Here is a 20978-nt window from a genome sequence, read left to right on the forward strand (position 1 = left end):
CAGCGCCGCCGCTACCAGCAACAGCACCATCCACCAGGCCGCTACACCGTCCTTCGTCGCCCCGATTCCGATCACCACCGCTGCCGCGACCGCGACCGCCAGCAGCGCGATATTCAAGGGCTGCTGAAGTTTCCCGACACCGATCGGTCTGCCCGGCAGAATTTCCTGCAATTTGCCGAACGCGACCAGCGACCCCCAGAACGACACGGACCCGATGATCGCCGCGAACAGGCTACCGACCACGATATGAACGTTCGGCTGCTCCGGAATCCGCGAAAAGCTCTGGGTATCGAGGAATTCCGACAGCGAGATCAACGCAACCGTACCGCCGCCGACACCGTTGAACGCGGCCACCAACTGCGGCATCGCGGTCATCTTCGTGAACCGTGCCGGTGGAATGCCCAGCGCCACACCCACGATCAGGCCCACCACGATCACGACCCAATCGGCACCACCGGCATGCCGGACCGAGATCAACGTGGCGATCACCGCGATCGCCATGCCGACCGCGGCGATCTGATTGCCGCGCACCGCCGTTCGCGGACCGGTCAACCCCATCAGCCCGTAGATGAACATCGCGAACGCGACGACATAGAGAATATCGACCAGATTGTCCATGAGTTACTTCCCCGCCTTCTCTCCCACGGCGGGCTTCTTGCCCTTGAACATCCCGAGCATCCGGTCGGTCACCACGAACCCACCGATCACATTCAACGTGCCGAACACGACCGCGACGAACAGAATGATCTGTTCGACAACCGACGGATGCTGAATACGCCCCAGCACCACCAGCGCACCCAACACCACGATCCCGTGAATCGCGTTCGTCCCGGACATCAACGGCGTATGCAACGTATTGGGGACCTTCGAGATCACCGCGAACCCCACAAACCCCGACAACACCAGAATCGCGATATTCGCCAACAACTCCGTATACATCAGCCCTGCTCCTTCCCCACCGAACCCGACACATCCGATGCACCCGAATCCGGTGAGCCCGCAATCGATTCCGAAGGCTCGGCGGACGATCCCATACCGGTCCCGTTCCCCGCAGTCGAACCCGTCCCCGCCGCAGCCGAACCCGATCCGCCCGAATCCGACGAGTTCGCGGACGATTCCGTATCCGGCACATCCGATGCGCTCGAATCCGTTCCGTCGCCGTTCACCGGAGCCGAATCCGTCCCGGCCGCAACCGCATCCGTCGACGGCTCGGCGTCGGGTTCGCGGGTCACGCACGAATCCGCCAACACCTGATCAGTGAAGTCCGGAGCCAACACCCCGCCCACGAGCATCAACTCCAGCAACGCGGCGATGTTCTTCGCATACAACTCACTCGCATGCTCGGGCATCGACGCGGGAAGATTCAACGGCGAAGCGATCGTGACATCGTGCACCACCACCGTCTCACCCGGCTCGGTGAGCTCACAGTTACCGCCGGTCTCCCCAGCCAAATCCACGATCACACTGCCCGGACGCATCCCCTCCACCGCCGCAGCCGTCACCAACCGCGGTGCCGGACGACCCGGCACCAGCGCGGTCGTGATCACCACATCGAAACCCTTGATCGCATCTTCCAGGGCCTGCTGCTGCTGAGCCTTCTCCTCCTCGGTCAACTCGCGCGCGTAACCGCCCTCACCCGCGGCATCGATCCCCAGATCCAGCCACTGCGCACCCACCGAGCGGACCTGATCGGCCACCTCCGGACGCACGTCGTATCCGGTGGTGCGACCACCCAATCGCTTGGCGGTGGCCAGGGCTTGCAGTCCGGCCACACCGACCCCCAGCACGAGGACCGTCGCGGGTTTCACCGTCCCGGCCGCGGTGGTCAACATCGGGAAGAACCGCGTCGACTCCGACGCGGCCACCAACACCGCCTTATACCCGGACACGTTTGCCTGCGAGGACAACGCATCCATCACCTGCGCCCGCGAAATCCGTGGAATCGCCTCCACAGCGAACGCCTGCACCCCTGCCGCTTTCAGCGCCGGGATCTTGTTGTCCGCATTCCGGGGAGCCAGGAAACCGATCACCGTCTGACCCGCAGACAACTTCGCGACCTCCGCATCCGAAGGCGGGGCGACTTTCACCACCACCTGAGCCGACCACGGATCACCGATCACCGCCCCCACATCGGTGAACGCCGCGTCAGGGATCAACGCCCCCTGCCCCGCGCCGGCCTCCACGACCACCTGCACACCCTGCTTCACCAGACCCGCAACAATCTTCGGCACCAACGCAACCCGACGCTCCCCCGGATTCGTCTCACGCACCACACCGACACGTGTACGCTGCGAGGCGCTTCCATCATCACCGGGTGGCGCTGCGTCGACTCCGCTCTGCGTTGTCTCCACTGGTCAACATCCTTACTCGTGACGGTAGCCGGCCCCACAGTTCGTGCGGAGCCTCGAGCCGTTCTTTCGGCCCCGAAACTTACCCACCGGTAAGTTTCAGATCGCACAACTGTACCGGCTCGCCGGTGAGCGTATCCGAGATCAATATCACATGTCGTTCCGGTTCATCCGGATCACGGAAAGCGCTGGGCATGAACCCGCCGACGCGCGCCGGAACCGGCTCTGACCCGCACGAAGGCGACCAGGGGTGTCCCGCGGGCTTCGTACACCGTAATGTCTCGATTGTGAGCGGCTGCATATTCTGCGGAATCGTCGCAGGCACGGCACCGGCGACGAAGATCCACGAGGACGACACGCTGTGCGCGTTCCTCGACATCCGGCCCATCACCCGTGGCCACATGCTGGTGATCCCCAAACTCCATGCGACCAATCTGGACGATCTCGACGCCACACTGGGCGCGCGGCTGTTCACCCTCGGCCATCGGATGGCAAAGGCATTGCGGCGCAGCGCCCTCGGAGCCGACGGCGCGAATCTCATCCTCAACGACGGCAAATCGGCCTTCCAGACCGTGCACCATGTGCATCTGCACGTGGTGCCGCGCCACACCGGTGATATCCGATCCTTCGCCACCGGAATGCTGTTCCGTGGGCGGGTCGGCAGTCAGCCCGATCCCGCGACCACCGCCGCGGCCATCCGCACCGGACTGGACCGGCTCGACACCGAGGAATCCGGTGTCACCGACAAGGAGCAACACGCATGACCGACCGGGACGCCCTCACCACCGCCCTGTCGCAGGAATGGGATTCGCTGACCCGACTCGTCGCCGATCTCGACGAAAATCAGTGGCGCACACCGTCTCCGCTGCCGGGGTGGACCGTCTTCGACGTGCTGGCCCATCTGGTCGCGATCGAATCCATCCTGCTCGGCGAGCCCAATCCGACGGCCGAGGCCGCGGTCACCGGAGCGCCGCATGTGCGCAACGAGATCGGCGCGCTCAACGAGGCATGGATCGACTCGCTACGGCCGCTGCGCGGCGAACAACTTCTGGCGAAGTTCGCCGAGATCACCGATCGCCGCCGCAAGGCGCTGGCCGATCTGACCGAGGAGCAGTGGAACAATCCGTCGCAATCGCCGGTGGGCGTCGTGCCGTACGGCCGGTTCATGCAGGTTCGCCTGTTCGATTGCTGGATGCACGAACTCGATATCGCCGACGCGCTGGATACGACGGTCGAGGAGGGCGGGCCGCGCGCCGAGATCGCCTTCGCCGAACTCACCGGGACCCTCGGACGCGCGGTGGTCAAGGGCGCGCACGCACCCGACGGATCGCGGATCACCTTCGCCCTCACCGGGCCCGTCACCCGGGAGTTGCACCTGGTGGTCGACGGCCGGGCGAATCAGGTCGACGAACTCGACGGCCCGGCCACCGTGCGCATCGAAATGCCGTCCGGGCTGTTCGCTCGCCTGCGCGCCGGAAGGACAACGGCCGCAGAGCATTCGGACGAGATCACCATCACCGGCGATACGGAACTGGGCGGCCGGGTGGTCGACACCCTCCGCTTCACCATCTGAACTCGGATGCGACTGTTCCTGTCCAGCTACCGATTCGGCGCGCATTACGACCGATTCGCCGCGCTCGTGGGCGAACCGGGGCCGGTGGCGATCATCCCGAACGCCTGCGACGCCTGGCCCGCGGCCTGGGCGGGTGCGGTAGCCAGTGATCGAACCCCGTTGCACCGCGCGGGATTTCGCCCCGATGTGATCGACCTGCGCGACTATGTCGGCCGCACTGGGGAATTGGAGAAGACGCTGCGCCGCTACCCCCTGATGTGGGTGCGCGGCGGCAACACTTTCGTCCTGCGCGCCCAATTCGCCCGCAGCGGAGCCGATCTCGTGTTGCGAGATCTGCTGGGTGAAGATGCCCTGGCCTATGCGGGTTACAGCGCCGGAGCCTGTCTGCTCACGCCGGACCTGCACGGACTGGAGTCCGCCGACGACCCGGCCGAGGTCCTACCCGCCTGCGGAATCGAACCGCTCTGGGACGGACTGGGATTGGTCGACCGACGCATCGTCCCGCATGTCGACTCCCCAGCAACCGACCCCGACGGAGTCTGCACCGCGGTGGCCACCCGGTTCCGCGACGAGCGGATTCCGCACTGGGCCCTGACCGACGAGGACGCGGTGGTGGTCGACGGAGACCGCGTCGAAGCGCTGCTCAGCCGCCCTTGAAAGCCGTTCTGGCCCAATGTTTCTCACCCATTCAGTAGCGGGCAGCACCTGACCCGGACTGCGCCTCGATCAGGTCGCTTCGACGAGTACTCACGGAGCCGGGAGCCGTGCGAGCCCGTAATGACCCGTTCGAACGCACTCAGCGCCCGAACGGAATGCGGTGACACGACTGCCCGCGACCCGTCACCGGCCGGATTGTCATCGTGCTTCGGGAAGATCCCTGCCCTGCGAGGCGACGCTGCGTACAGCGGTCTTGACCCACTGCCGCCACACCTCGGGGTCGGCGTCATCGCCCAGAACGAATCGGGCGGACTGAGGTAGCGCCTCGCGATAGTTGATCAGGCCGGTGAGCAGCGTCAGGAGGTAGCCCGGGGGCATATCGTCGCGGACGAGCCCGCGCTGTTGCGCGTCGTCGACTCGGGCGACCTTGTGCTGGTAGCGGTTGGCTCGGGCCACACCCGCGGTGATCTCGTCCGGCCCCATCTCCAGCGCCTCCCACATCTGCAGGCGCAGGAATTCCGGGTGGTCGCGGTGGTAGTCCAGGTGGGCGTCGACCCAGGCGTCCAGGTCGTCCAGGTCGATGGGGACCGCCTCGGCCACGTCCAGCATGACCTTCTCCAGCACCTGCCGGAACAGCTGCCGTTTATCGCCGAAATAGGCGTAGATCAGCTGTTTGTTGGCGTTCGCGTTGCGGGCGATGCGATCGACCCGGGCCCCGGCGATCCCGTACGCGGCGAATTCGTCGATGGCCGCGGAGAAGATGCGCGCCTTCGTCGCCTCGGGATCTCTCGGAGCCATGGGCCGAGTCTAACCAACCGAATAGTTGACAGGCCGCCGGGCGGACTGGAATATTTGCAACCAACCGGTTAGTTAGATGGCTCGAGGGTTCACCCCGACCCGACACGGGCGCAGCGCGGCGCTCCGCATCCGCACACCGATTCCGGGAGATCTCCATGTCCACTCTCGAAACCAGCACCGCCCCGATACCTCTGCCCGCCGATGACACCGAGACCTCCCGGACCGAACCCACCCCGGCGTTCGCCGCGCGCTGGCGAGTGCTGCCCGTGGTGCTCAGCGCCATGTTCATGGCGATGTTCGACTGGTTCGTGGTCAACGTCGCGGCCTCCTCGCTGCAGCACGATCTGCACGCCGGCCAGTCCGCGCTGGAACTGATCGTCGGCGGCTACGGATTCGCCTTCGCCTCGGCCCTGATCACCGGCGGACGCCTGGGCGATCTGTTCGGCCACCGGCGCATGTTCATCCTGGGCATGCTCGCCTTCGGCGCGGCGTCGCTGCTGTGCGGGCTCGCGCCGAACTCCTGGACGCTGGTCGCCTTCCGCATTCTGCAGGGCGGCACCGCGGCGATGATGGTGCCGCAGCTGCTCGCGCTGATCAACACCCTGTTCCCGATCGCCGAGCGCCCCCGCGCGATGGCCGCCTACGGCGCGACCATCGGCTTGGGCGCGGTCGCAGGACAGGTGCTCGGCGGGCTGCTGCTCGAGGCGAATCTGTTCGGCTGGGGCTGGCGGACCGTCTTCTACATCAATGTGCCGATCGGCCTGGCCGCGGCCGCACTGGCCGCCCGCTGGCTGCCGCGCGCCGAAGCCCGTCATCGCACGACACTGGATCCCGTTGGCGCACTGGGTATCTCGGGCGCACTCGCGCTGCTGCTGGTGCCGGTGACGGTGGGACGTCCCGAGGGCTGGCCGCTGTGGACGTGGATCTCGATGGCCGCGTCCGTTCCGGTCGCGCTGCTCACCGCGGGCTACGAGGCCGGGCTCGGCCGCCGGGGCGGCGCGCCGGTCCTGGACATGAGCATGGTGCGCCGCCGGGTGTTCAGCGCGGGCATGCTGATCGGCGGCGGCTATCTGACCTTCTTCGCCGGATTCATGCTCTGCCTGACGTTGCTGCTCCAGGACGGGCTCGGCCTGTCACCGCTGCGCGCGGGACTCGCGTTCGCGCCGCTGGGCCTGTGTTTCGCGGGTAGTTCGTTCTTCCTCGCCCGCCGGGTCGCCGATCGGATCGGCAATCGGGTCATGGTGGCCGGGGTCGGCGCGGGACTGCTCGGCGCCCTGATCGTGCTGATCGTGCTGACCTGCTCCGGCCGCGAGGTCAGCGTCTTCGCACTCGTTCCGGGGATGATGATCGTCGGCGTCGGCAACGGCCTGACCCTGCCCTCCGTGATCGGCGCGGTGCTGTCCTCGGGTATCCCGCCGGAGCAGGCCGGGATGGCGGCCGGGGCCCTGACCACCTCGCAGCAGTTCGGAAATGCCATCGGCGCAACGATTCTCGGCACCACCTTCTTCGCGGTGCTCGGGCCCGCCGGCGGCGCCGGCGACTACGTGAACGCCATGCGCGCCGCCGCCCTGGTCGGCCTCGCCGTTCTGCTCATCGCTCTGGCGGCCGCCTTCGCCCTACCCAGGCACACGGTGCGATGAGTTCGGCTCGACGCGCAGCCGTCGGTCCGTCCTCGGGGGCACGCGTGGCAGCCGGAATCCACCACTCGAGTCACCGGGATCGCGGCTCGGCGAGGTGACGAAACGACCGTCCGTCCGGCGCGTGCCGGACGGACGGTTCACAGATACAGACCCGTGCCGTGCTCGGTGCGATCGTTGGCGACCGCGTGCAGGTCGCGCTCGCGCATGACCACGTACGCCTGCCCCTGGATCTCGACCTCGAACTGGTCCTCGGCGCTGTACAGCACCCGGTCGCCGACCTCGATGCTGCGCACATGCGTGCCCACGCCACACACCTCGCCCCAGATCAGCCGCTTGGCCACCTGCGCGGTCGCGGGAATGAGAATGCCCCCGCTGCTGCGCCGCTCCCCGGCCTCCGGGGTTTCCCGCACGATGACCCGGTCGTGCAACATCTGTATCTCGAGCTTCGGATCGGGCATCGCTCCCCCGCCTCTCCGGGACTTCGGCGTGTCGTTGGGTACCGCGAGACTTGCGTTTCGGGCTGACGGCCGGGTGTGCAACATCGCCTTGTGGGCGTGCCCGGCGAGTTGCCCTATGTGCTCGCGCGATCAGCCGTCGTATCCACGGCGACGGGTGCGTCGGTTGCCCGTCCCGCGGATGAGCATGTGGCTCGAAGCTGATCTTTCGCGCCATCGTACGTGACCGGTTTTCCTGCGCGACAACCGCTCACAGGCAAGGCCCGGGCGACGACGGGCAGCCGGCTGTCACGACGGGTTTCCACGGGAGAAACCCGACCGCGCACCCATATCCACAGGGGCCGCGGACCACGTAGTTTCAGGGGGTGGACCCGAAATCTCTCGCCGAACACCTGCCCGCCGGGACGGTCGTCACAGATCCGGATATTCTCGCCGGATATCGCCAGGACCGGGCCCTGGACCCCGATGCCGGGACCCCGTTGGCGCTGGTCCGGCCGACCAGCACCGAGCAGGTCTCGACCGTGCTGCGGTGGGCGCACCGGCATCGGGTGCCGGTGGTGCCCCGGGGCGCGGGAACCGGGCTGTCCGGCGGGGCCACGGCGCAGGACGGGGCGCTGCTGCTGAGCACCGAGCGGATGCGGGAGATCACCGTGGATCCGGTCACGCGGACCGCGGTCGCTCAGCCGGGACTGTTGAATGCCGAGGTCAAACGGGCAGCCGCCGAGCACGGGCTGTGGTATCCGCCGGACCCGTCCTCGTTCGAGATCTGCTCGATCGGCGGTAACGCGGCCACCAACGCGGGCGGTCTGTGCTGCGTGAAGTACGGCGTCACAACCGATTACGTGCTCGGCATGGAGGTCGTCCTGGCCGAGGGGAACGTGGTCCGGCTGGGCGGGCCGCGGCTGAAGGATTCGGCCGGGCTGTCGCTGACCAAACTGTTCGTGGGCAGCGAGGGCACCCTCGGCATCATCACCGAGCTGACGTTGCGGCTGCTGCCCACGCAGACGCCCCAAAGTACCGTGGTGGCAACGTTTTCCACGATCGAGGCGGCCACCGCGGCGATCCTCGCGATCACCGGGCGGCTGCGGCCCTCGATGCTGGAGTTCATGGACGCGGTGGCGATCGGCGCCGTGGAGGACGAACTGCGGATGGGCCTGGACCGCACCGCGGCGGGCATGCTGGTGGCCCGCTCCGACGCACCCGGCGAGCACGCCGCCGCCGAGGCCGCGATCATGGCCGAGGCGTGCGAAAAGGCCGGAGCCGTAGAGGTATTCAGCACCGAGGATCCGGAGGAGGGCGAGGCGTTCACCGCCGCACGGCGTTTCGCCATCCCGGCCGTGGAACGCAAGGGCACCCTGCTGCTCGAGGACGTCGGCGTCCCGGTGCCGCGATTGGGCGAGCTGGTCACCGGAATCGCCGAGATCGCCGCGCGCCGTGAGGTTCTCGTCTCCGTCATCGCGCACGCCGGGGACGGCAACACCCATCCGCTGATCGTGCACGATTCGAACGACGCCGCCGAGACCGCCCGCGCGCATCAGGCGTTCGGCGAGATCATGGAGCTGGCGATCGCACTGGGTGGCACCATCACCGGTGAGCACGGCGTGGGACGGCTCAAGAAGGCGTGGCTGCCCGATCAGGTCGGTCCCGACGTGATGGCGCTGACCCGGCGCATCAAGGACGCCTTGGACCCGCACGGCATTCTCAATCCCGGCGCGGTGCTTTGAACCGGGCGTTCCGGGTACAGAAGGAACAAACCCACCTCACCGAGGAGTTTCACCGGATATGACCACCAGGTTCGAGCACAATGTCGCCGACACCCGCTACGAGATCTACCTCGATGACACCCTCGCCGGATATGCCGACTACAGCGAGCGCGCCGACGGCGACCGCAGGACGCGCGATTTCCAGCACACCCTGACATTTCCGGAATTCCGCGGCCGCGGCGTGGCCGCACAGGTGGTCGAATTCGCGCTGAACGACGCCCGCGAGGCGGGATTCTCGGTGATTCCCACCTGCTGGTACGTGGAGAAGTTCATCGCCGAACACCGCGAATACGCCGACATGGTCAGGGGTTAATTACGCCGCCAGACCGAGAATTGCCGGTCCAGCGCGGTGCCGATGGCCTGGTTCACCCGTCGGTTGTCGAAACCCGGTAACGACCGCAGCCGCACCAGAAATGCCGTGTCGGCTGCCGACTTGGGTACCACACATCCATTTCCCTTCGTCCCGATGAGCACGAAGAACATCGCCTCGGCGAAAGGTCCGTCCGCCGTGGTGATGACCCGAACCTCCGAGAGGTCCCGCCACAGCACCTCTTCGATCCGTCCGTTGTCCAACGTGCGCCGGACGAACCTGTCGTTGATCTCGACTCCGGCCATGCCCTAATAGTGCTCCGTGCGAGCCACATTCGATAGACCCGAATTCGCCCGATTGCGACTGTATTTGCAACTGCAAGAACAGATCTGGTCGAACTCGACAGCCCGGGCAACGCATGCTTTCCCGCGGAGCGAAGCGGTGGCAACCGACGTCCGCCGGAACGCAGCGGAACCACACACTACTCGCCTCGTTCCGCCGACCCCGTGCAACGCCACCCCCAAGGTTCGCGGCCCGTCTCGCCGCTCGGACGCGTGGCGGGTACTCGTTCCTCGCACCCGCCACGGGGCCGAGCGGTGAGACTCAGGGGGCCGCGAACACGCCGGAGCGAAGCGGAGGCCACAGCCACAGCCGAAATTACCGCAGGATCGCGCGCGACATCACCAGGCGCTGAATCTGGTTGGTGCCCTCGTAGATCTGGGTGATCTTGGCGTCGCGCATCATCCGCTCCACCGGGAAGTCCGTGGTGTAGCCCGCGCCGCCGAACAGCTGCACCGCGTTGGTGGTGACCTCCATCGCCACATCGGAGGCGAAACACTTTGCGGCAGCGGAGATGAAGCCGAGGTTCTTCTCGCCGCGCTCGGCGCGCGCGGCCGAGGTGTAGACCATCAGGCGGGCCGCCTCGACCTTCATCGCCATGTCCGCGAGCATGAACTGGGTGTTCTGGAAGTCCGAGATGGCCTTGCCGAACTGCTTGCGGTCCTTGGTATATGCGATCGCGGCGTCCAGGGCGCCCTGCGCCAGGCCGACCGCCTGCGCGCCGATGGTGGGGCGGGTGTGGTCCAGGGTCTCGAGCGCGGTCTTGAAACCGGTGCCCTCCGCGCCGATCATCCGATCTCCGGAGACGCGGCAGTTCTCGAAGTACAGCTCGGCGGTCGGCGAGCCCTTGATGCCCAGCTTGTGCTCGAGCGGGCCGACGACGAAGCCCTCGTCATCGGTGTGCACCATGAACGCGGAGATGCCGTTGGCGCCCTTGTCCGGATCGGTCACCGCCATGACGGTGTACCAGCTGGACTTGCCGCCGTTGGTGATCCAGCACTTGGAGCCGTTGATCACCCAGTCGTCGCCGTCGCGCTTGGCACGGGTGCGCATCCCGGCCGCGTCGGATCCGGCCTCGCGCTCGGACAGCGCGTAGGAGGCCATCTGGCCGTTCACGATGTCGGGCAGCACCTTGCCCTTGAGCTCGTCGGAGCCCTTCAGGATCAGACCCATGGTGCCCAGCTTGTTCACCGCAGGAATCAGTGAGGACGAACCGCAGACCCGGGCGACCTCCTCGATCACGATGCAGGTCGCGACCGAATCCGCGCCCTGGCCGCCGAAGGCGTCCGGCACGTGCACCGCGTTGAATCCGGCGGCGTTGAGCGCGTTCAGCGCCTCCTGCGGGAAGCGGGAGTGTTCGTCGACGTCCTTGGCGTACGGGGCGATTTCCTTCTCCGCCAGGCCGCGGATGGCCTCGCGCAGCTCGTGGTGGACATCGTCGAGCTTGAACAGGTCGAAATCGGGATTGCCCGCCATGGGTCTCTCCTGGTCGTCGGGTCGGATCACCTGGGTCCGCGAATTTTCAGCATGTCGGCACTCAGTGCCAGCCATGGACGAGTATACGTCGCCATTTCACGCTTACATTCCGCGATACCCCACAACCGCCCTGGCACTGAGTGTCAACACCGATAAGTGATGGTTATCACAGATTACCGAGACGTCGACCGAGGAATTCGGTGACCTGCGCGGGCGGCATGTCGCGCGGGAAGACCGCGACGACCATCTCACCGGACGCCTCACGCCCGCGCCCGATACCCGCGAGAGCCGCGCGCAGATCCGCCACGCCGCCGTCGGACTGCCCGCGCACCATGCGCCGCAGCAGATAGTTGTGCGTGGCCGTCACCGCCGCGGTGAACTGGATCAGCGCCAGATCCGGCGTCTGCGGCAGCGCGGTGCGCAGATAGTCGGTGAACAGCCGCTCGTACCGGAACACCGTCACGATCTCCCGATCGCGCAGCGCCGGAACCTGACGCACCACCCGATACCGCCGCGCGGCCAATTCCCGTGTGCGGGTGAATCTTTCGAACACCCCCACCACGGCCTCGCACACCGCGTCCCAGGGATCGCCCTGCGCCGCATCCAAATACGCCCGAGCCTGCGCCAATTGCTCCTCGTGATCGGCGAATACGACATCTTCCTTCGACCGGAACTGCCGAAAGAACGTCCGCCGCGAAATCCCCGCCGCCTCGGCGATCTCATCCACCGTCGTCGACTCGTATCCCTTGTCCGCGAACAATCGCAACGCGTGATCGACAACAGCCAATCGGAAAAGGGCGGTGTCGGTTCCGCCTCCCCGCGATTTCTGCGTGTCGCTGGGCGCGGAGAGACTTGCGCTTCGGGCCGACGGTCGCGTGCCGGATCGCGCCTCGGGCGTACCCGGTGAGCTACCCATGTTCTTGCGAGATCAGTTGGCCGGTTGGCATTACCGCATCATCCCAGAAAGCCGGTGGTCGAGTGACTGGTCACCTTTCGGGCGTGGTTGGTGAGATCCCCGGGTGCCCGGGAGGCGGCAGATAAGCATCAGCCCAGGAGGCGGGTGCGCAGGGCCTCGTCTTTTTCCAGAACCATGGTTTCCAGATTCGCTTGGAATTGCTCCATGCGGGTGCGCAATTCGGGGTCGGCGGCGGCGAGGATGCGGACGGCCAGCAGGCCCGCGTTGCGGGCGCCGCCGATGGAGACGGTGGCGACGGGGACGCCCGCGGGCATCTGGACGATCGACAGCAGGGAGTCCATGCCGTCGAGATATTTCAGCGGGACCGGGACACCGATCACGGGCAGGGCCGTGGCCGAGGCGACCATGCCGGGCAGGTGGGCCGCGCCGCCCGCGCCCGCGATGATGACGCGGATGCCGCGCGCGGCCGCCGCGCGGGCGTAGTCCAGCATGCGCTGGGGGGTGCGGTGCGCCGAGACGACGCCGACCTCGAAACGAATGCCGAACTCCGCCAACGCTTCCGCGGCGGCCTGCATGGTCGGCCAGTCCGAGTCGCTGCCCATGATCAGGCCGACCGCGGGCCCGGATGCGTTGTCACTCACGGAATTCGCCTGCTCAGTGCTCATCGTGGGGATCCCATCCGTCGGTCCATTCCGCATGCGACATCCAGTGCGCCGCACGCTCGGCCTTCTCCCGCACTCGCGCGACGTCGTCGCCGAGAATGTTGACGTGCCCGATCTTGCGGTGCGGGCGTTCGCCCTTGCCGTACAGGTGGACTCGCGCCTCGGGCAGGCGGGCGAACAGATGGTGCAGCCGCTCGTCCATCGACATCTCCGGGGCGTTCGGAGCACCCAGGATGTTCGCCATGACCGTCACCGGCGCGAGCGGGGTGGTATCGCCGAGCGGATAGTCCAGCACCGCCCGCAGATGCTGTTCGAACTGGCCGGTGACCGCGCCGTCCATTCCCCAGTGCCCGGAATTGTGCGGACGCATCGCCAGCTCGTTCACCAGCAGCGCACCGTCGTGGGTCTCGAACAGCTCCACCGCCATCACACCCGTGACGCCCAGTTCCGCGGCCAGCCGCAGGGCCAGCGACTGCGCCTGCGCGGCCAGATCCTCCGACAGCTCCGGCGCGGGCGCGATCACCACCGCGCACTGCCCGTCCCGCTGCACCGTCTCCACCACCGGCCACACCGCGGCCTGCCCGAACGGCGAGCGCGCGACCATCGCCGACAATTCGCGGCGCAGACTCACCTTCTGCTCGGCCAGCAGCCGGACGCCGTGGGCCAGCTGCTCCCCGGCGATCGCGGCGGCCTGCTCGGCGTCGTCGACCATCCACACCCCGCGGCCGTCGTACCCGCCGCGCACCGCCTTGAGCACCACCGGCCAGCCGTGCTCGTCACCGAAGCCGACCGCGTCCCGCACCGACTCCACCGCGGTGAACGCCGGAACGGGCGCGCCGAATTCGGCCAGCCGACGCCGCATCGCCAGCTTGTCCTGGGCGAAGATCAGCGCCCGCGGCGGTGGCTGCACGTTCACGCCCTCGGCGACCAGTGCCTCGAGGTGATCGGTCGGCACATGTTCGTGGTCGAAGGTCAGCGCGTACGAGCCGACCGCGGCCTTGCGCAGCGCCGTCAGATCCGTATGCGAGCCGAGCACCACCTCGGGCGTCACCTGGGCGGCGGGGTCGTCGGGTCGCTCGGCCAGCACGCGCAGGCGCTGTCCCAGGGCCACGGCGGCCTGATGCGTCATGCGGGCAAGTTGGCCGCCACCGATCATGGTCACGGTCGGCATGCCCGAATTGTCGAAAGAACGGGACGTCACGAGCCACAATGTTGTCATGCGGGTGCATCGGTAAATGCGTGCGGGTTGGTTGCCCGAGCCGGGACGGACGTAGACTCGTCGCGTGTCAATCGTCGACAATGTGGTCAGCGTCCTGCCCAAAACGGTGCGGGACCTCGCGATCCGTCATAACGAACTGATCAAGTTCGCCATTGTCGGAGCGACCACTTTCATCATCGACAGCGGCATTTTCTATGCCTTGAAGCTGACGGTGCTCTCACCCAAACCGGTCACCGCCAAGATCATCTCCGGTGTGATCGCGGTCATCGCCTCCTACATCCTGAACCGGGAATGGTCGTTCAAGGGCCGCGGCGGACGGGAGCGTCATCACGAGGCACTGCTGTTCTTCGTGGTCAGCGGTATCGGTGTGCTGCTGAGCAATATTCCGCTGTGGATCTCGAGCTACGTGTTCGAACTGCGGCAGCCGCATGTGAGCCTCACCACCGAGAACATCGCGGACTTCTTCAGCGCCTTCGTCATCGGCAATATTCTGCAGATGGTGTTCCGGTACTGGACCATGAAGCGCTGGGTGTTCCCCGACGAGATCGACGCCCTCGTCGACGAATTCGAGGAACTCTACGAAGAAGAACAAAACACGGAAACCCCGCGTCCGTAATTGGGGGGCTCAGCGCGGTTCGCCTGCTACGCCGTTCGCGGTGCGCAGACGTGTCGGCTTGCCCAGGAAGACCGCGAACAGCGCCGGACGCCGACGCTGCAACTCCAGACGGCCACCGTCGGCCTCGATCAACGCCCGGGCCAACGCCAGCCCCACACCGGTCGATCCGGCCCCGGAGAAACCTCGATCGAAGATGTGCGGGGCCAGGTCGTCGCTCACGCCGTCGCCCTCGTCGGCCACCTCCACCGCGATCAGCGGTTCTCGATCAGGGCCGCCGTAGACCGTGCGCACCGAGACCGTGCAGTCGCCCGCGCCGTGCATCAGGGCATTGTCGACCAGCACCGCCAACGCCTCGCGCAGCCGCGAACCGGTCACCGGCGCACGCAACGTCGGATCACCCGACAGGATCAACCGGCGACCGGCGTCGGCGAACGGATGCCGCCACTCGGCCACCACCCCGCGCAACTCCTCCACCACCGGCACCGGGTCGAGATCGGCGGCGTTCTCGTCGCGGGAGGCGCGCACCAGCTCATCGATGGCGGCGGTGAGCCGGTCGACCTGGGCCATCGCCTCCTCCGCCTCGTGCACCACCGCCGGATCCGCGTGCGCGGACAGCTCGTCCAGCCGCAGCCGCACCGCGGTCAGGCGGCTGCGCAGCTGATGGGATACGTCGGCCACCAGCGTATGTTCGCGCTGCAGCCGCCCGGCGATCTCGACCGCGGCCGAATCGAGCACATCGGAGACCCGATCGAGTTCGGTGATGCCGTGCCGCCGGGCCTCCAGCCGGAAATCGCCCATCGCCAGGCGCGCGGCCCGGCCCGCGACATCACGTAGCGGATCGGCCACCCGGCGCGCGGTCACCACGGCCACCGCGACGCCCGCCGCCAGCGAGGCCAGCGCCACCAATCCCACCGCGCCGACGGCCTGCCACTGCATCGCGTGCATCCGGTCCGCGGGCACCTCCAGGCGCAGCGACCCGGAGGTGCCCATCGACAGCGACTGCGCCACCGGATCGTGCACGCTCGTCACGCCCGCGGTGACGCTCAGCGCGGCGTCCTCGGGGGTCGGGTAGATGATCGTGAGCTTGCCGCCCTGCGGAATCAGCGCCTGCACCAGATGCAGGTCGAGGGTGCCGTGCACCAGCCCGTCCGCCTGCTCCTGGCCACGCACCTCCTGCGCCATCCGATCCAGCCGGGCCATCAGATCGTTGCGATTGATGTCGGCCACCCACTGCCAGGCAGTGAACGCCAGCGGGATGCCCAGCACGACCGTGGTGAGCAGCAGCGCGGCCAGCATGGACCGCAGAATTCTGCGCCGCATCCGCGGTCAGTCGGTGTTGAACCGGAAGCCGACGCCCCGGACGGTGACGATGCGCCGCTCGGCCACCGGGCCCTCGTCGCCGATCTTGCGACGCAGCCAGGACATGTGCATATCGAGCGTCTTGGAGCCGCGCAGATCCGCGTCACCCCACACCTCGCGCAGGATCGCCTCGCGCGGCACCACCTGGCCGGCCCGGTCGATGAGCACCTTGAGCAGCTCGTACTCCTTGTTGGCCAGGTTCACCTCGTGGCCGTTGACCATGACCCGCCGGGCCTGCGGTTCCAGCCGGATGCCGCCGATCTCGACGGCCTCGTCGCCGATTCCACTGCGCCGCAACAACGCTCGCACCCGGGCCAGCAGTTCGGCCAGCCGGAACGGCTTGCCGACGTAATCGTCGGCGCCGGCGTCCAGGCCGACGACGAAGTCGACCTCGTCGGTGCGGGCGGTCAGCATGAGCACCGCGAGATCGGCGCCGTTGGCGCGGACCTGACGGCAGACCTCGAGCCCGTCCATACCCGGCAGACCCAGATCCAGGATCAGCAGATCGTGCTCACCGTGCAGGGCGCGCTCGAGTACGGCCGGTCCGAAACTTTCCACGGTTACCGAATAACCTTCGCGTCCCAGCGCACGTGACAGCGGGGCGGCGATGGCCTCATCGTCTTCGGCCAGCAATACGGCGGTCACGTGAACAGACTACGTGGGTGACCCGCCGCGTGACTCACCGATCAGCGGTAGTCCCGCTGCCTGCGGTCGTAATCCGGACCGGCCTGCCGTTCGGGGCGCGGGTCGCGGGAATTGTCGAAGACCTCGTGGTACAGCAGCGCGTGCACCTGCTCCACCTCCGGGATGTCGTGGTACTCCAGCGGATCGCCGGACGCGGCGTCGATGATCAACGTCCCGGTGCCGAGCAGACGTTCGAAAAGCCTGTGCCGGAACTGGACACTGGCGATGCGGTTCATCGGAATGTCGATCCCGGTGTGGGTGAAGACGCCGTCACGCACCAGCACCCGCCGGTCGGTGATGATGAAATGCGTTGATCCCCAGCGAATTACCGGACCGACGCTGCGCCACAGCACGAGTATCGCCCAGACCGCCGCGATGGCGATCAGCACCGCGTCGCGCAGAGTGTTCCCGACGTGCCGCCAGGCCAGGCCCCCCGCGAATCCGGCCAGCGCCGTGGCCACGATGAACGTGACCGCCGGCCAGAACAACATCTTCCAGTGCGGGTGGCGATGCAGCAGCAAGCGCTCGTCCGGCGCAAGCAGCCCCTCCGGATAACCCATAGCCGAACCCTACCGCGCGGTCGTGCGAGCACGACCGGCAGCTCAGGCGCACCACGGCAGCAGTCGCATCACCGGTAGCAGCCGAAAACTCCGCCCAGCGGGCGTGGGGCACCCGGGTCGGCCGCTGGACCGCCGCGGAGAACCGCCACGGCATCGGCATCCGCGACCACCTCGTCCTCACCCGCGGCGTCGACTCCGTCGTCCTGGGACAGGCGGGGTTGACCCACATGACAACGGCGCGCAGTCACCCGGCGATCGGGGATCGCCCGCGAGGCCGCGCAGGCCCTGGCCTCGAGGTAGTCGCCGCGGGATTCATTGCGGGACAACAGGACCCTCGTCCCGATTCGGGCGAGGGTACCGCCGTTTCGAACGGCGTTGTCGCACAGTCCATCCGGCGCGACGACGCCGCTACTAGGATTCGACCGGACGCAGGTGGGTGACATCCCCCGCCGAGACGGCCCGGTCCCCGATGAGCAGTCGGCCGATCTCGTCCACATCCGTGGCGATGCCGAGAAGTACTTCACCACCGGGCAATTCGGCCCGGACCTGCGCACCGAGGGTGGTACAGCGGTCCCGGTACCGCTGCGCCAATTCGCCGACCTCCCAGTGCGAATCGCGCCACCGGGTGAACTGCGCGGCGAACTGGCGCAGGATCGACAGCGCCAGGGCGGTCCGATCGACCTCGGACGCACCGGCGAGAGCCAGCGAGGTGGCATGCGGGACGGGCAATTCGCCCTGTGCCAGGCTGACATTCAGCCCGACGCCGATCACCACCGCGGGCGCGTCACCGGGCGAGGCGACCTCGGCCAGGATGCCCGACACCTTGCGGCCGTCGATGAGAACATCGTTGGGCCACTTGAGATTCGCGTTCAGCCCGGCCGTCTCGCGCACCGCGTCCACGACGGCCACACCGGTCAGCAGCGGCAGCCAGCCCAGTGCGGCCGGGGCGATACCGGCCGGGCGCACCAGCATCGACAGCGCCAGCTGCGCCCGCGGCGGACTCGACCAGGACCGATCGTGCCGCCCGCGGCCGTGCTCCTGCGTTTCGGCGAGCAGTACGTGCCCGTCCGCGGCCGGATCGCTCGCCCGCGCGATCAGATCGGCGTTGGTGGATCCGGTCGACTCCACCACCTCGATCCGCGAGAAGAACGACAGATCCGGTGATTCGGCAATGCTCCGCTGCAGCTCAGCGATGTCCAAGGGGGGCCTGTGCACGTCTGGCAGGCTACACCGGCCGCCACCTCGGACGTCCCGGCGCACCCGGGACGCGGCGATGGCGTCGCACCCGCCTGGGTGCGACGCCATCGCCGATCGTCATCTCAGCCCGCGAGGGAATACGCATCGAATGCGGATATCTCGGCGCGCATGTCGTCATCTCGCCGATCGTCGGAACGCTCGTCCTGCTGAACTTCCGCCTGGGCCCACGGTTCCGGATCCACGATCGTCGGCCGCGACTCCCGCCGACACCAACTGCTCCATCCCGCCGCCACGGCGCGCTCCGTGACAGTCCTACTCCACTCCCACATACCGTGCCTCCCCTGCTCGGATTCAGGATCTCCACCGTAGCGCGAATGATCACCACAGGACACTGATTTTCCGGGCATCCCGGACCGTGCGTACGCACCGGACGAAATCCCGCACACCGGTAACCCGCTGCGCCACAACGCGTGCCGGACGATTGCCCCGCACCGCCCTGCCGGCGGATTCAGGATGCGTTACGGGACAACGTCGATGAACCGAAGCCCCGCTCGGGTACGAGCGACGCCCGGCCGGATTCACACGGGTCGCAGGCCGAGAGCACCGGAGACGAAGCGGCGTACCGCAGTCTCGCCGGTTTCCAGTGCGGCGGAACAGCCTTCGCGGGCCCAACCCGAAATGGTCGCCGTACCATCGGAATTCGGAGTCGCCACGATCTCGGCGACGAGTTCGGCGGTGGTGGGTTCGCAGACGGCCCACGAATAGCCGGTTTCCTCGGCCCATTCACGAGTGCGCTTCGCGACGTGATCCGGATCGGTGATGCCGCCGTCGGCCAGGGCCGGGCGGTCGTCGATGCGATCGTCCGCGCGCAGGGCGCGCAGATACCAGCTGCCCGCGTTGATCTCCACGGGTTCCATCTACCGCCCCCGCCGCCGGTCGCGACGCTCCCGGCGCTCCTCGCGCCGTCGCTGTCCCTGATCGCGGCGGCCGGAGGGGCCCAGCAGGATGGCGGCAGCGGGGATCAGCAGGAACCACAGCCAGGTGTGCAGGACGAAGAACAGCACCAGCGCCACGATGACGGTCAGTCCCATCGCCGCGCCGCGCACCTCCGCCCGGCCGGCGCGACGCTGCCGCGGCGACGACGAGGCGGACTGTTGCGGCTGCGTGGCCGGTTCGGGCAGGTCTGCGAACACCCCGACCAGATCACCGTGGGTGACCGCGCCCGCGACCACCGCACTGCGCTCGTCGAATTCCGCGACCGAGAGTCGCCCGGCGGCGAAATGATCGGAGAGTCGCCGCATGGCGGTCTCACGTTCCGCGGTACCGATGCGGATGTCGGGTGAATCGGCCATGGCACGAGATTAACCCTCCACCGGTGCGACCGTGCGCGGACCGGGGGCCGGGGCGCGGGATCACATTGGCTCGGGCAGGTGCGTCGGTTTAGGGTCGGACCATGGACCGGGATCGTCGCAGCCGCACGGGACAAGCCGTCGTGGCGGACAGCGCGCGGCCCGCCCGGGGACGCTGATGTCCGGGCGGCAGTTCGGCGCGTATCGGCTCGATCGCCTGATCGGGCGCGGTTCGGCCGGTGAGGTCTGGCTCGCGCACGACACCGGCACCGGTCGCGCGGTGGCGCTGAAGATCCTGTCCCCGGCCGCCACGGAGGATCCCGACTACCGGCGCAGATTCGAGCGCGAGGCGAATATCGGTGCGCGCCTGGACAATCCGCACGTGGTGCCGATCCACGCGTTCGGCGCGCAGCAGGGTCGGCTGTACCTGGACATGGCGCACATCCCCGGGGTGGACGTCGCGCGCAGACTGCGGCTCGGCCCGATGCGCGCACCGGAGGCGGTGGATCTCGTCGCCCAGATCGCCCAGGCACTCGACGCCGCACATGCCGCCGGGCTGATTCACCGAGATGTCAAGCCCGCCAACATCATCGTGCACGCGAGCGGATTCGCGTACCTGATCGATTTCGGCATCGCCCGCGCCTCGAACCAGACCACCATCACCGCAACGGGTTTCACCATCGGCACGCTGGCCTACATGGCCCCGGAGCGGTTCGCGGGCGATGCCGAACCACGTTCGGACATCTACTCGCTCACCTGCGTACTCTACGAATGTCTCACCGCGCGAAGGCCTTTCGGTGATACCGATCCGGTGCAGCAGCTGCACGCCCACCTGCACGAGGATCCGCCACGCGTCGAATCCGTGTCCGACGCCCTCAACGAGGTCATCGCCCGCGGTATGGCCAAGAAACCGGAGGACCGGTACCGCACGGCCGGTGAGCTGGCGGCCGCCGCACTCGCCGCAATCGGTATGGCACAACCGATTCCGCGCACACCACCCGAACTCGAACCACCGGGCCGGACCCGGGCGCTGCCCCCGCTCGAGGGCCCGGCGCCG

23 protein-coding genes and 2 pseudogenes are annotated in these 20978 nt (G+C 67.7%); 9 read left to right on the top strand and 16 right to left on the bottom strand.

The genetic code is table 11. The features are described from left to right. The 3 genes and pseudogenes from NM2_RS44915 to NM2_RS44925 form a co-directional block, all read right to left on the bottom strand. On the bottom strand, positions 1 to 618 hold a 618-nt coding region (locus NM2_RS44915; RefSeq protein ID WP_174575759.1), incomplete at its 3' end, for an NAD(P)(+) transhydrogenase (Re/Si-specific) subunit beta. Between the two features lie 3 nt (positions 619 to 621). Then, positions 622 to 939 carry an NAD(P) transhydrogenase subunit alpha part 2 gene (locus NM2_RS44920; RefSeq protein ID WP_067683328.1) on the bottom strand — a complete coding sequence of 106 codons (318 nt, stop codon included), beginning with the start codon at positions 937 to 939 and terminating at the stop codon, positions 622 to 624. A gap of 275 nt (positions 940 to 1214) precedes the next feature. Then, positions 1215 to 2273 (bottom strand): annotated as a pseudogene (locus NM2_RS44925) (NAD(P) transhydrogenase subunit alpha); the annotation flags it as partial. A 362-nt stretch (positions 2274 to 2635) separates the two neighbouring features. Between NM2_RS44925 and NM2_RS44930 the strand changes: the two are divergent. Genes NM2_RS44930 through NM2_RS44940 form a run of 3 tightly spaced genes read left to right on the top strand, consistent with a single transcriptional unit; the run spans position 2636 to position 4578 of the window. After that, positions 2636 to 3112 (top strand): HIT family protein, encoded by a 477-nt coding sequence (locus NM2_RS44930; RefSeq protein WP_067683331.1) that lies wholly within the window; start codon positions 2636 to 2638, stop codon positions 3110 to 3112. After that, complete coding sequence (locus NM2_RS44935) at positions 3109 to 3921, top strand: maleylpyruvate isomerase family mycothiol-dependent enzyme (protein WP_067683336.1); 813 nt, start codon at positions 3109 to 3111, stop codon at positions 3919 to 3921. Before NM2_RS44930 ends, NM2_RS44935 begins: the two co-directional genes overlap by 4 nt. A 6-nt stretch (positions 3922 to 3927) precedes the next feature. Then, positions 3928 to 4578: a Type 1 glutamine amidotransferase-like domain-containing protein gene (locus tag NM2_RS44940; RefSeq protein ID WP_067683340.1), complete on the top strand. Its 651-nt coding sequence runs from the start codon at positions 3928 to 3930 to the stop codon at positions 4576 to 4578. A gap of 198 nt (positions 4579 to 4776) precedes the next feature. Here the strand turns inward: NM2_RS44940 and NM2_RS44945 are convergent, their stop codons facing one another. Continuing rightward, positions 4777 to 5376 carry a TetR/AcrR family transcriptional regulator gene (locus tag NM2_RS44945; RefSeq protein WP_067683343.1) on the bottom strand — a complete coding sequence of 200 codons (600 nt, stop codon included), beginning with the start codon at positions 5374 to 5376 and terminating at the stop codon, positions 4777 to 4779. Positions 5377 to 5531: 155 nt separating this feature from the next. Between NM2_RS44945 and NM2_RS44950 the strand changes: the two genes are divergently transcribed. After that, positions 5532 to 7016, top strand: coding sequence for an MFS transporter (locus tag NM2_RS44950; RefSeq protein WP_067683346.1), 1485 nt, complete (start codon positions 5532 to 5534; stop codon positions 7014 to 7016). Between the two features lie 137 nt (positions 7017 to 7153). Here the strand turns inward: NM2_RS44950 and NM2_RS44955 are convergent, their stop codons facing one another. Beyond that, the gene (locus tag NM2_RS44955; RefSeq protein WP_067683347.1) at positions 7154 to 7474 is read right to left on the bottom strand and encodes a GroES family chaperonin; all 321 of its coding nucleotides are present in this window, start codon (positions 7472 to 7474) and stop codon (positions 7154 to 7156) included. Between the two features lie 362 nt (positions 7475 to 7836). On the opposite strand from NM2_RS44955, the gene NM2_RS44960 reads away from it, so the two are divergent. Together NM2_RS44960 and NM2_RS44965 are read left to right on the top strand one after the other, a co-directional pair. Continuing rightward, a complete protein-coding gene (locus NM2_RS44960) occupies positions 7837 to 9195 on the top strand; it encodes an FAD-binding oxidoreductase (RefSeq protein WP_067683348.1) in 1359 nt (452 codons plus the stop codon). A 58-nt stretch (positions 9196 to 9253) separates the two neighbouring features. Further along, positions 9254 to 9547, top strand: a complete 294-nt coding sequence (locus NM2_RS44965) for a GNAT family N-acetyltransferase (protein WP_067683349.1) — start codon at positions 9254 to 9256, stop codon at positions 9545 to 9547. Here NM2_RS44965 and NM2_RS44970 read toward each other — a convergent pair. From NM2_RS44970 to NM2_RS44990, 5 genes are all read right to left on the bottom strand, one after another. Further along, positions 9544 to 9849 (bottom strand): hypothetical protein, encoded by a 306-nt coding sequence (locus NM2_RS44970; protein WP_067683350.1) that lies wholly within the window; start codon positions 9847 to 9849, stop codon positions 9544 to 9546. The genes NM2_RS44965 and NM2_RS44970 overlap by 4 nt on opposite strands. A 352-nt stretch (positions 9850 to 10201) precedes the next feature. Beyond that, a complete protein-coding gene (locus NM2_RS44975; RefSeq protein WP_067683352.1) occupies positions 10202 to 11359 on the bottom strand; it encodes an acyl-CoA dehydrogenase in 1158 nt (385 codons plus the stop codon). Positions 11360 to 11525: 166 nt separating this feature from the next. After that, positions 11526 to 12146, bottom strand: coding sequence for a TetR family transcriptional regulator (locus tag NM2_RS44980; RefSeq protein WP_067683354.1), 621 nt, complete (start codon positions 12144 to 12146; stop codon positions 11526 to 11528). A 257-nt stretch (positions 12147 to 12403) separates the two neighbouring features. Then, positions 12404 to 12877, bottom strand: a complete 474-nt coding sequence (gene purE, locus NM2_RS44985; RefSeq protein ID WP_174575760.1) for a 5-(carboxyamino)imidazole ribonucleotide mutase — start codon at positions 12875 to 12877, stop codon at positions 12404 to 12406. A 52-nt stretch (positions 12878 to 12929) separates the two neighbouring features. Beyond that, on the bottom strand, positions 12930 to 14108 hold the full coding sequence (locus NM2_RS44990) for a 5-(carboxyamino)imidazole ribonucleotide synthase (RefSeq protein WP_245718558.1): 1179 nt from the start codon (positions 14106 to 14108) through the stop codon (positions 12930 to 12932). Between the two features lie 112 nt (positions 14109 to 14220). Here NM2_RS44990 and NM2_RS44995 point away from each other — a divergent pair, with 112 nt between their 5' ends. After that, positions 14221 to 14772: a GtrA family protein gene (locus NM2_RS44995; RefSeq protein WP_067683358.1), complete on the top strand. Its 552-nt coding sequence runs from the start codon at positions 14221 to 14223 to the stop codon at positions 14770 to 14772. Positions 14773 to 14781: 9 nt separating this feature from the next. Here NM2_RS44995 and NM2_RS45000 read toward each other — a convergent pair whose 3' ends face one another. The 3 genes from NM2_RS45000 to NM2_RS45010 are packed head-to-tail and all read right to left on the bottom strand — an operon-like array spanning position 14782 to position 17375. Next, on the bottom strand, positions 14782 to 16092 hold the full coding sequence (locus NM2_RS45000; RefSeq protein ID WP_067683360.1) for a sensor histidine kinase: 1311 nt from the start codon (positions 16090 to 16092) through the stop codon (positions 14782 to 14784). A gap of 6 nt (positions 16093 to 16098) precedes the next feature. Continuing rightward, complete coding sequence (locus tag NM2_RS45005) at positions 16099 to 16776, bottom strand: response regulator transcription factor (protein ID WP_067683362.1); 678 nt, start codon at positions 16774 to 16776, stop codon at positions 16099 to 16101. 41 nt (positions 16777 to 16817) lie between these two features. Next, positions 16818 to 17375, bottom strand: coding sequence for a PH domain-containing protein (locus NM2_RS45010; RefSeq protein WP_067683364.1), 558 nt, complete (start codon positions 17373 to 17375; stop codon positions 16818 to 16820). Positions 17376 to 17455: 80 nt separating this feature from the next. On the opposite strand from NM2_RS45010, the pseudogene NM2_RS52355 reads away from it, so the two are divergent. Next, a pseudogene (locus tag NM2_RS52355) lies at positions 17456 to 17629 on the top strand (acyl-ACP desaturase); the annotation flags it as partial. 157 nt (positions 17630 to 17786) lie between these two features. On the opposite strand, the gene NM2_RS45020 reads toward NM2_RS52355, so the two are convergent. From NM2_RS45020 to NM2_RS45030, 3 genes are all read right to left on the bottom strand, one after another. Then, positions 17787 to 18590, bottom strand: a complete 804-nt coding sequence (locus NM2_RS45020) for a biotin--[acetyl-CoA-carboxylase] ligase (protein WP_245718559.1) — start codon at positions 18588 to 18590, stop codon at positions 17787 to 17789. A 560-nt stretch (positions 18591 to 19150) separates the two neighbouring features. Then, positions 19151 to 19489, bottom strand: coding sequence for a hypothetical protein (locus NM2_RS45025; protein WP_067683369.1), 339 nt, complete (start codon positions 19487 to 19489; stop codon positions 19151 to 19153). After that, positions 19490 to 19924 carry a DUF1707 SHOCT-like domain-containing protein gene (locus NM2_RS45030; RefSeq protein WP_067683372.1) on the bottom strand — a complete coding sequence of 145 codons (435 nt, stop codon included), beginning with the start codon at positions 19922 to 19924 and terminating at the stop codon, positions 19490 to 19492. 175 nt (positions 19925 to 20099) lie between these two features. On the opposite strand from NM2_RS45030, the gene NM2_RS45035 reads away from it, so the two are divergent. After that, positions 20100 to 20978, top strand: an 879-nt coding sequence (locus tag NM2_RS45035) for a serine/threonine-protein kinase (protein WP_157121940.1), incomplete at its 3' end; no start/stop codon positions are given.

This window comes from Nocardia miyunensis NBRC 108239 (genome assembly GCF_001613065.1).
GTDB classification, from domain to species: Bacteria; Actinomycetota; Actinomycetes; order Mycobacteriales; family Mycobacteriaceae; genus Nocardia; species Nocardia miyunensis.

What these genes read in the sequence shown, in the direction of transcription:
- NM2_RS45030 (WP_067683372.1), bottom strand. Translation starts at nt 19,924, where the DNA reads ATGGCCGATTCACCCGACATCCGCATCGGTACCGCGGAACGTGAGACC.
- NM2_RS44940 (WP_067683340.1), top strand. Translation starts at nt 3,928, where the DNA reads ATGCGACTGTTCCTGTCCAGCTACCGATTCGGCGCGCATTACGACCGA.
- purE (WP_174575760.1), bottom strand. Translation starts at nt 12,877, where the DNA reads ATGGGCAGCGACTCGGACTGGCCGACCATGCAGGCCGCCGCGGAAGCG.
- NM2_RS44970 (WP_067683350.1), bottom strand. Translation starts at nt 9,849, where the DNA reads ATGGCCGGAGTCGAGATCAACGACAGGTTCGTCCGGCGCACGTTGGAC.
- NM2_RS44965 (WP_067683349.1), top strand. Translation starts at nt 9,254, where the DNA reads ATGACCACCAGGTTCGAGCACAATGTCGCCGACACCCGCTACGAGATC.
- NM2_RS44950 (WP_067683346.1), top strand. Translation starts at nt 5,532, where the DNA reads ATGTCCACTCTCGAAACCAGCACCGCCCCGATACCTCTGCCCGCCGAT.
- NM2_RS44935 (WP_067683336.1), top strand. Translation starts at nt 3,109, where the DNA reads ATGACCGACCGGGACGCCCTCACCACCGCCCTGTCGCAGGAATGGGAT.
- NM2_RS44990 (WP_245718558.1), bottom strand. Translation starts at nt 14,108, where the DNA reads ATGCCGACCGTGACCATGATCGGTGGCGGCCAACTTGCCCGCATGACG.
- NM2_RS44955 (WP_067683347.1), bottom strand. Translation starts at nt 7,474, where the DNA reads ATGCCCGATCCGAAGCTCGAGATACAGATGTTGCACGACCGGGTCATC.
- NM2_RS45000 (WP_067683360.1), bottom strand. Translation starts at nt 16,092, where the DNA reads ATGCGGCGCAGAATTCTGCGGTCCATGCTGGCCGCGCTGCTGCTCACC.
- NM2_RS44945 (WP_067683343.1), bottom strand. Translation starts at nt 5,376, where the DNA reads ATGGCTCCGAGAGATCCCGAGGCGACGAAGGCGCGCATCTTCTCCGCG.
- NM2_RS44920 (WP_067683328.1), bottom strand. Translation starts at nt 939, where the DNA reads ATGTATACGGAGTTGTTGGCGAATATCGCGATTCTGGTGTTGTCGGGG.
- NM2_RS44975 (WP_067683352.1), bottom strand. Translation starts at nt 11,359, where the DNA reads ATGGCGGGCAATCCCGATTTCGACCTGTTCAAGCTCGACGATGTCCAC.
- NM2_RS45010 (WP_067683364.1), bottom strand. Translation starts at nt 17,375, where the DNA reads ATGGGTTATCCGGAGGGGCTGCTTGCGCCGGACGAGCGCTTGCTGCTG.
- NM2_RS45025 (WP_067683369.1), bottom strand. Translation starts at nt 19,489, where the DNA reads ATGGAACCCGTGGAGATCAACGCGGGCAGCTGGTATCTGCGCGCCCTG.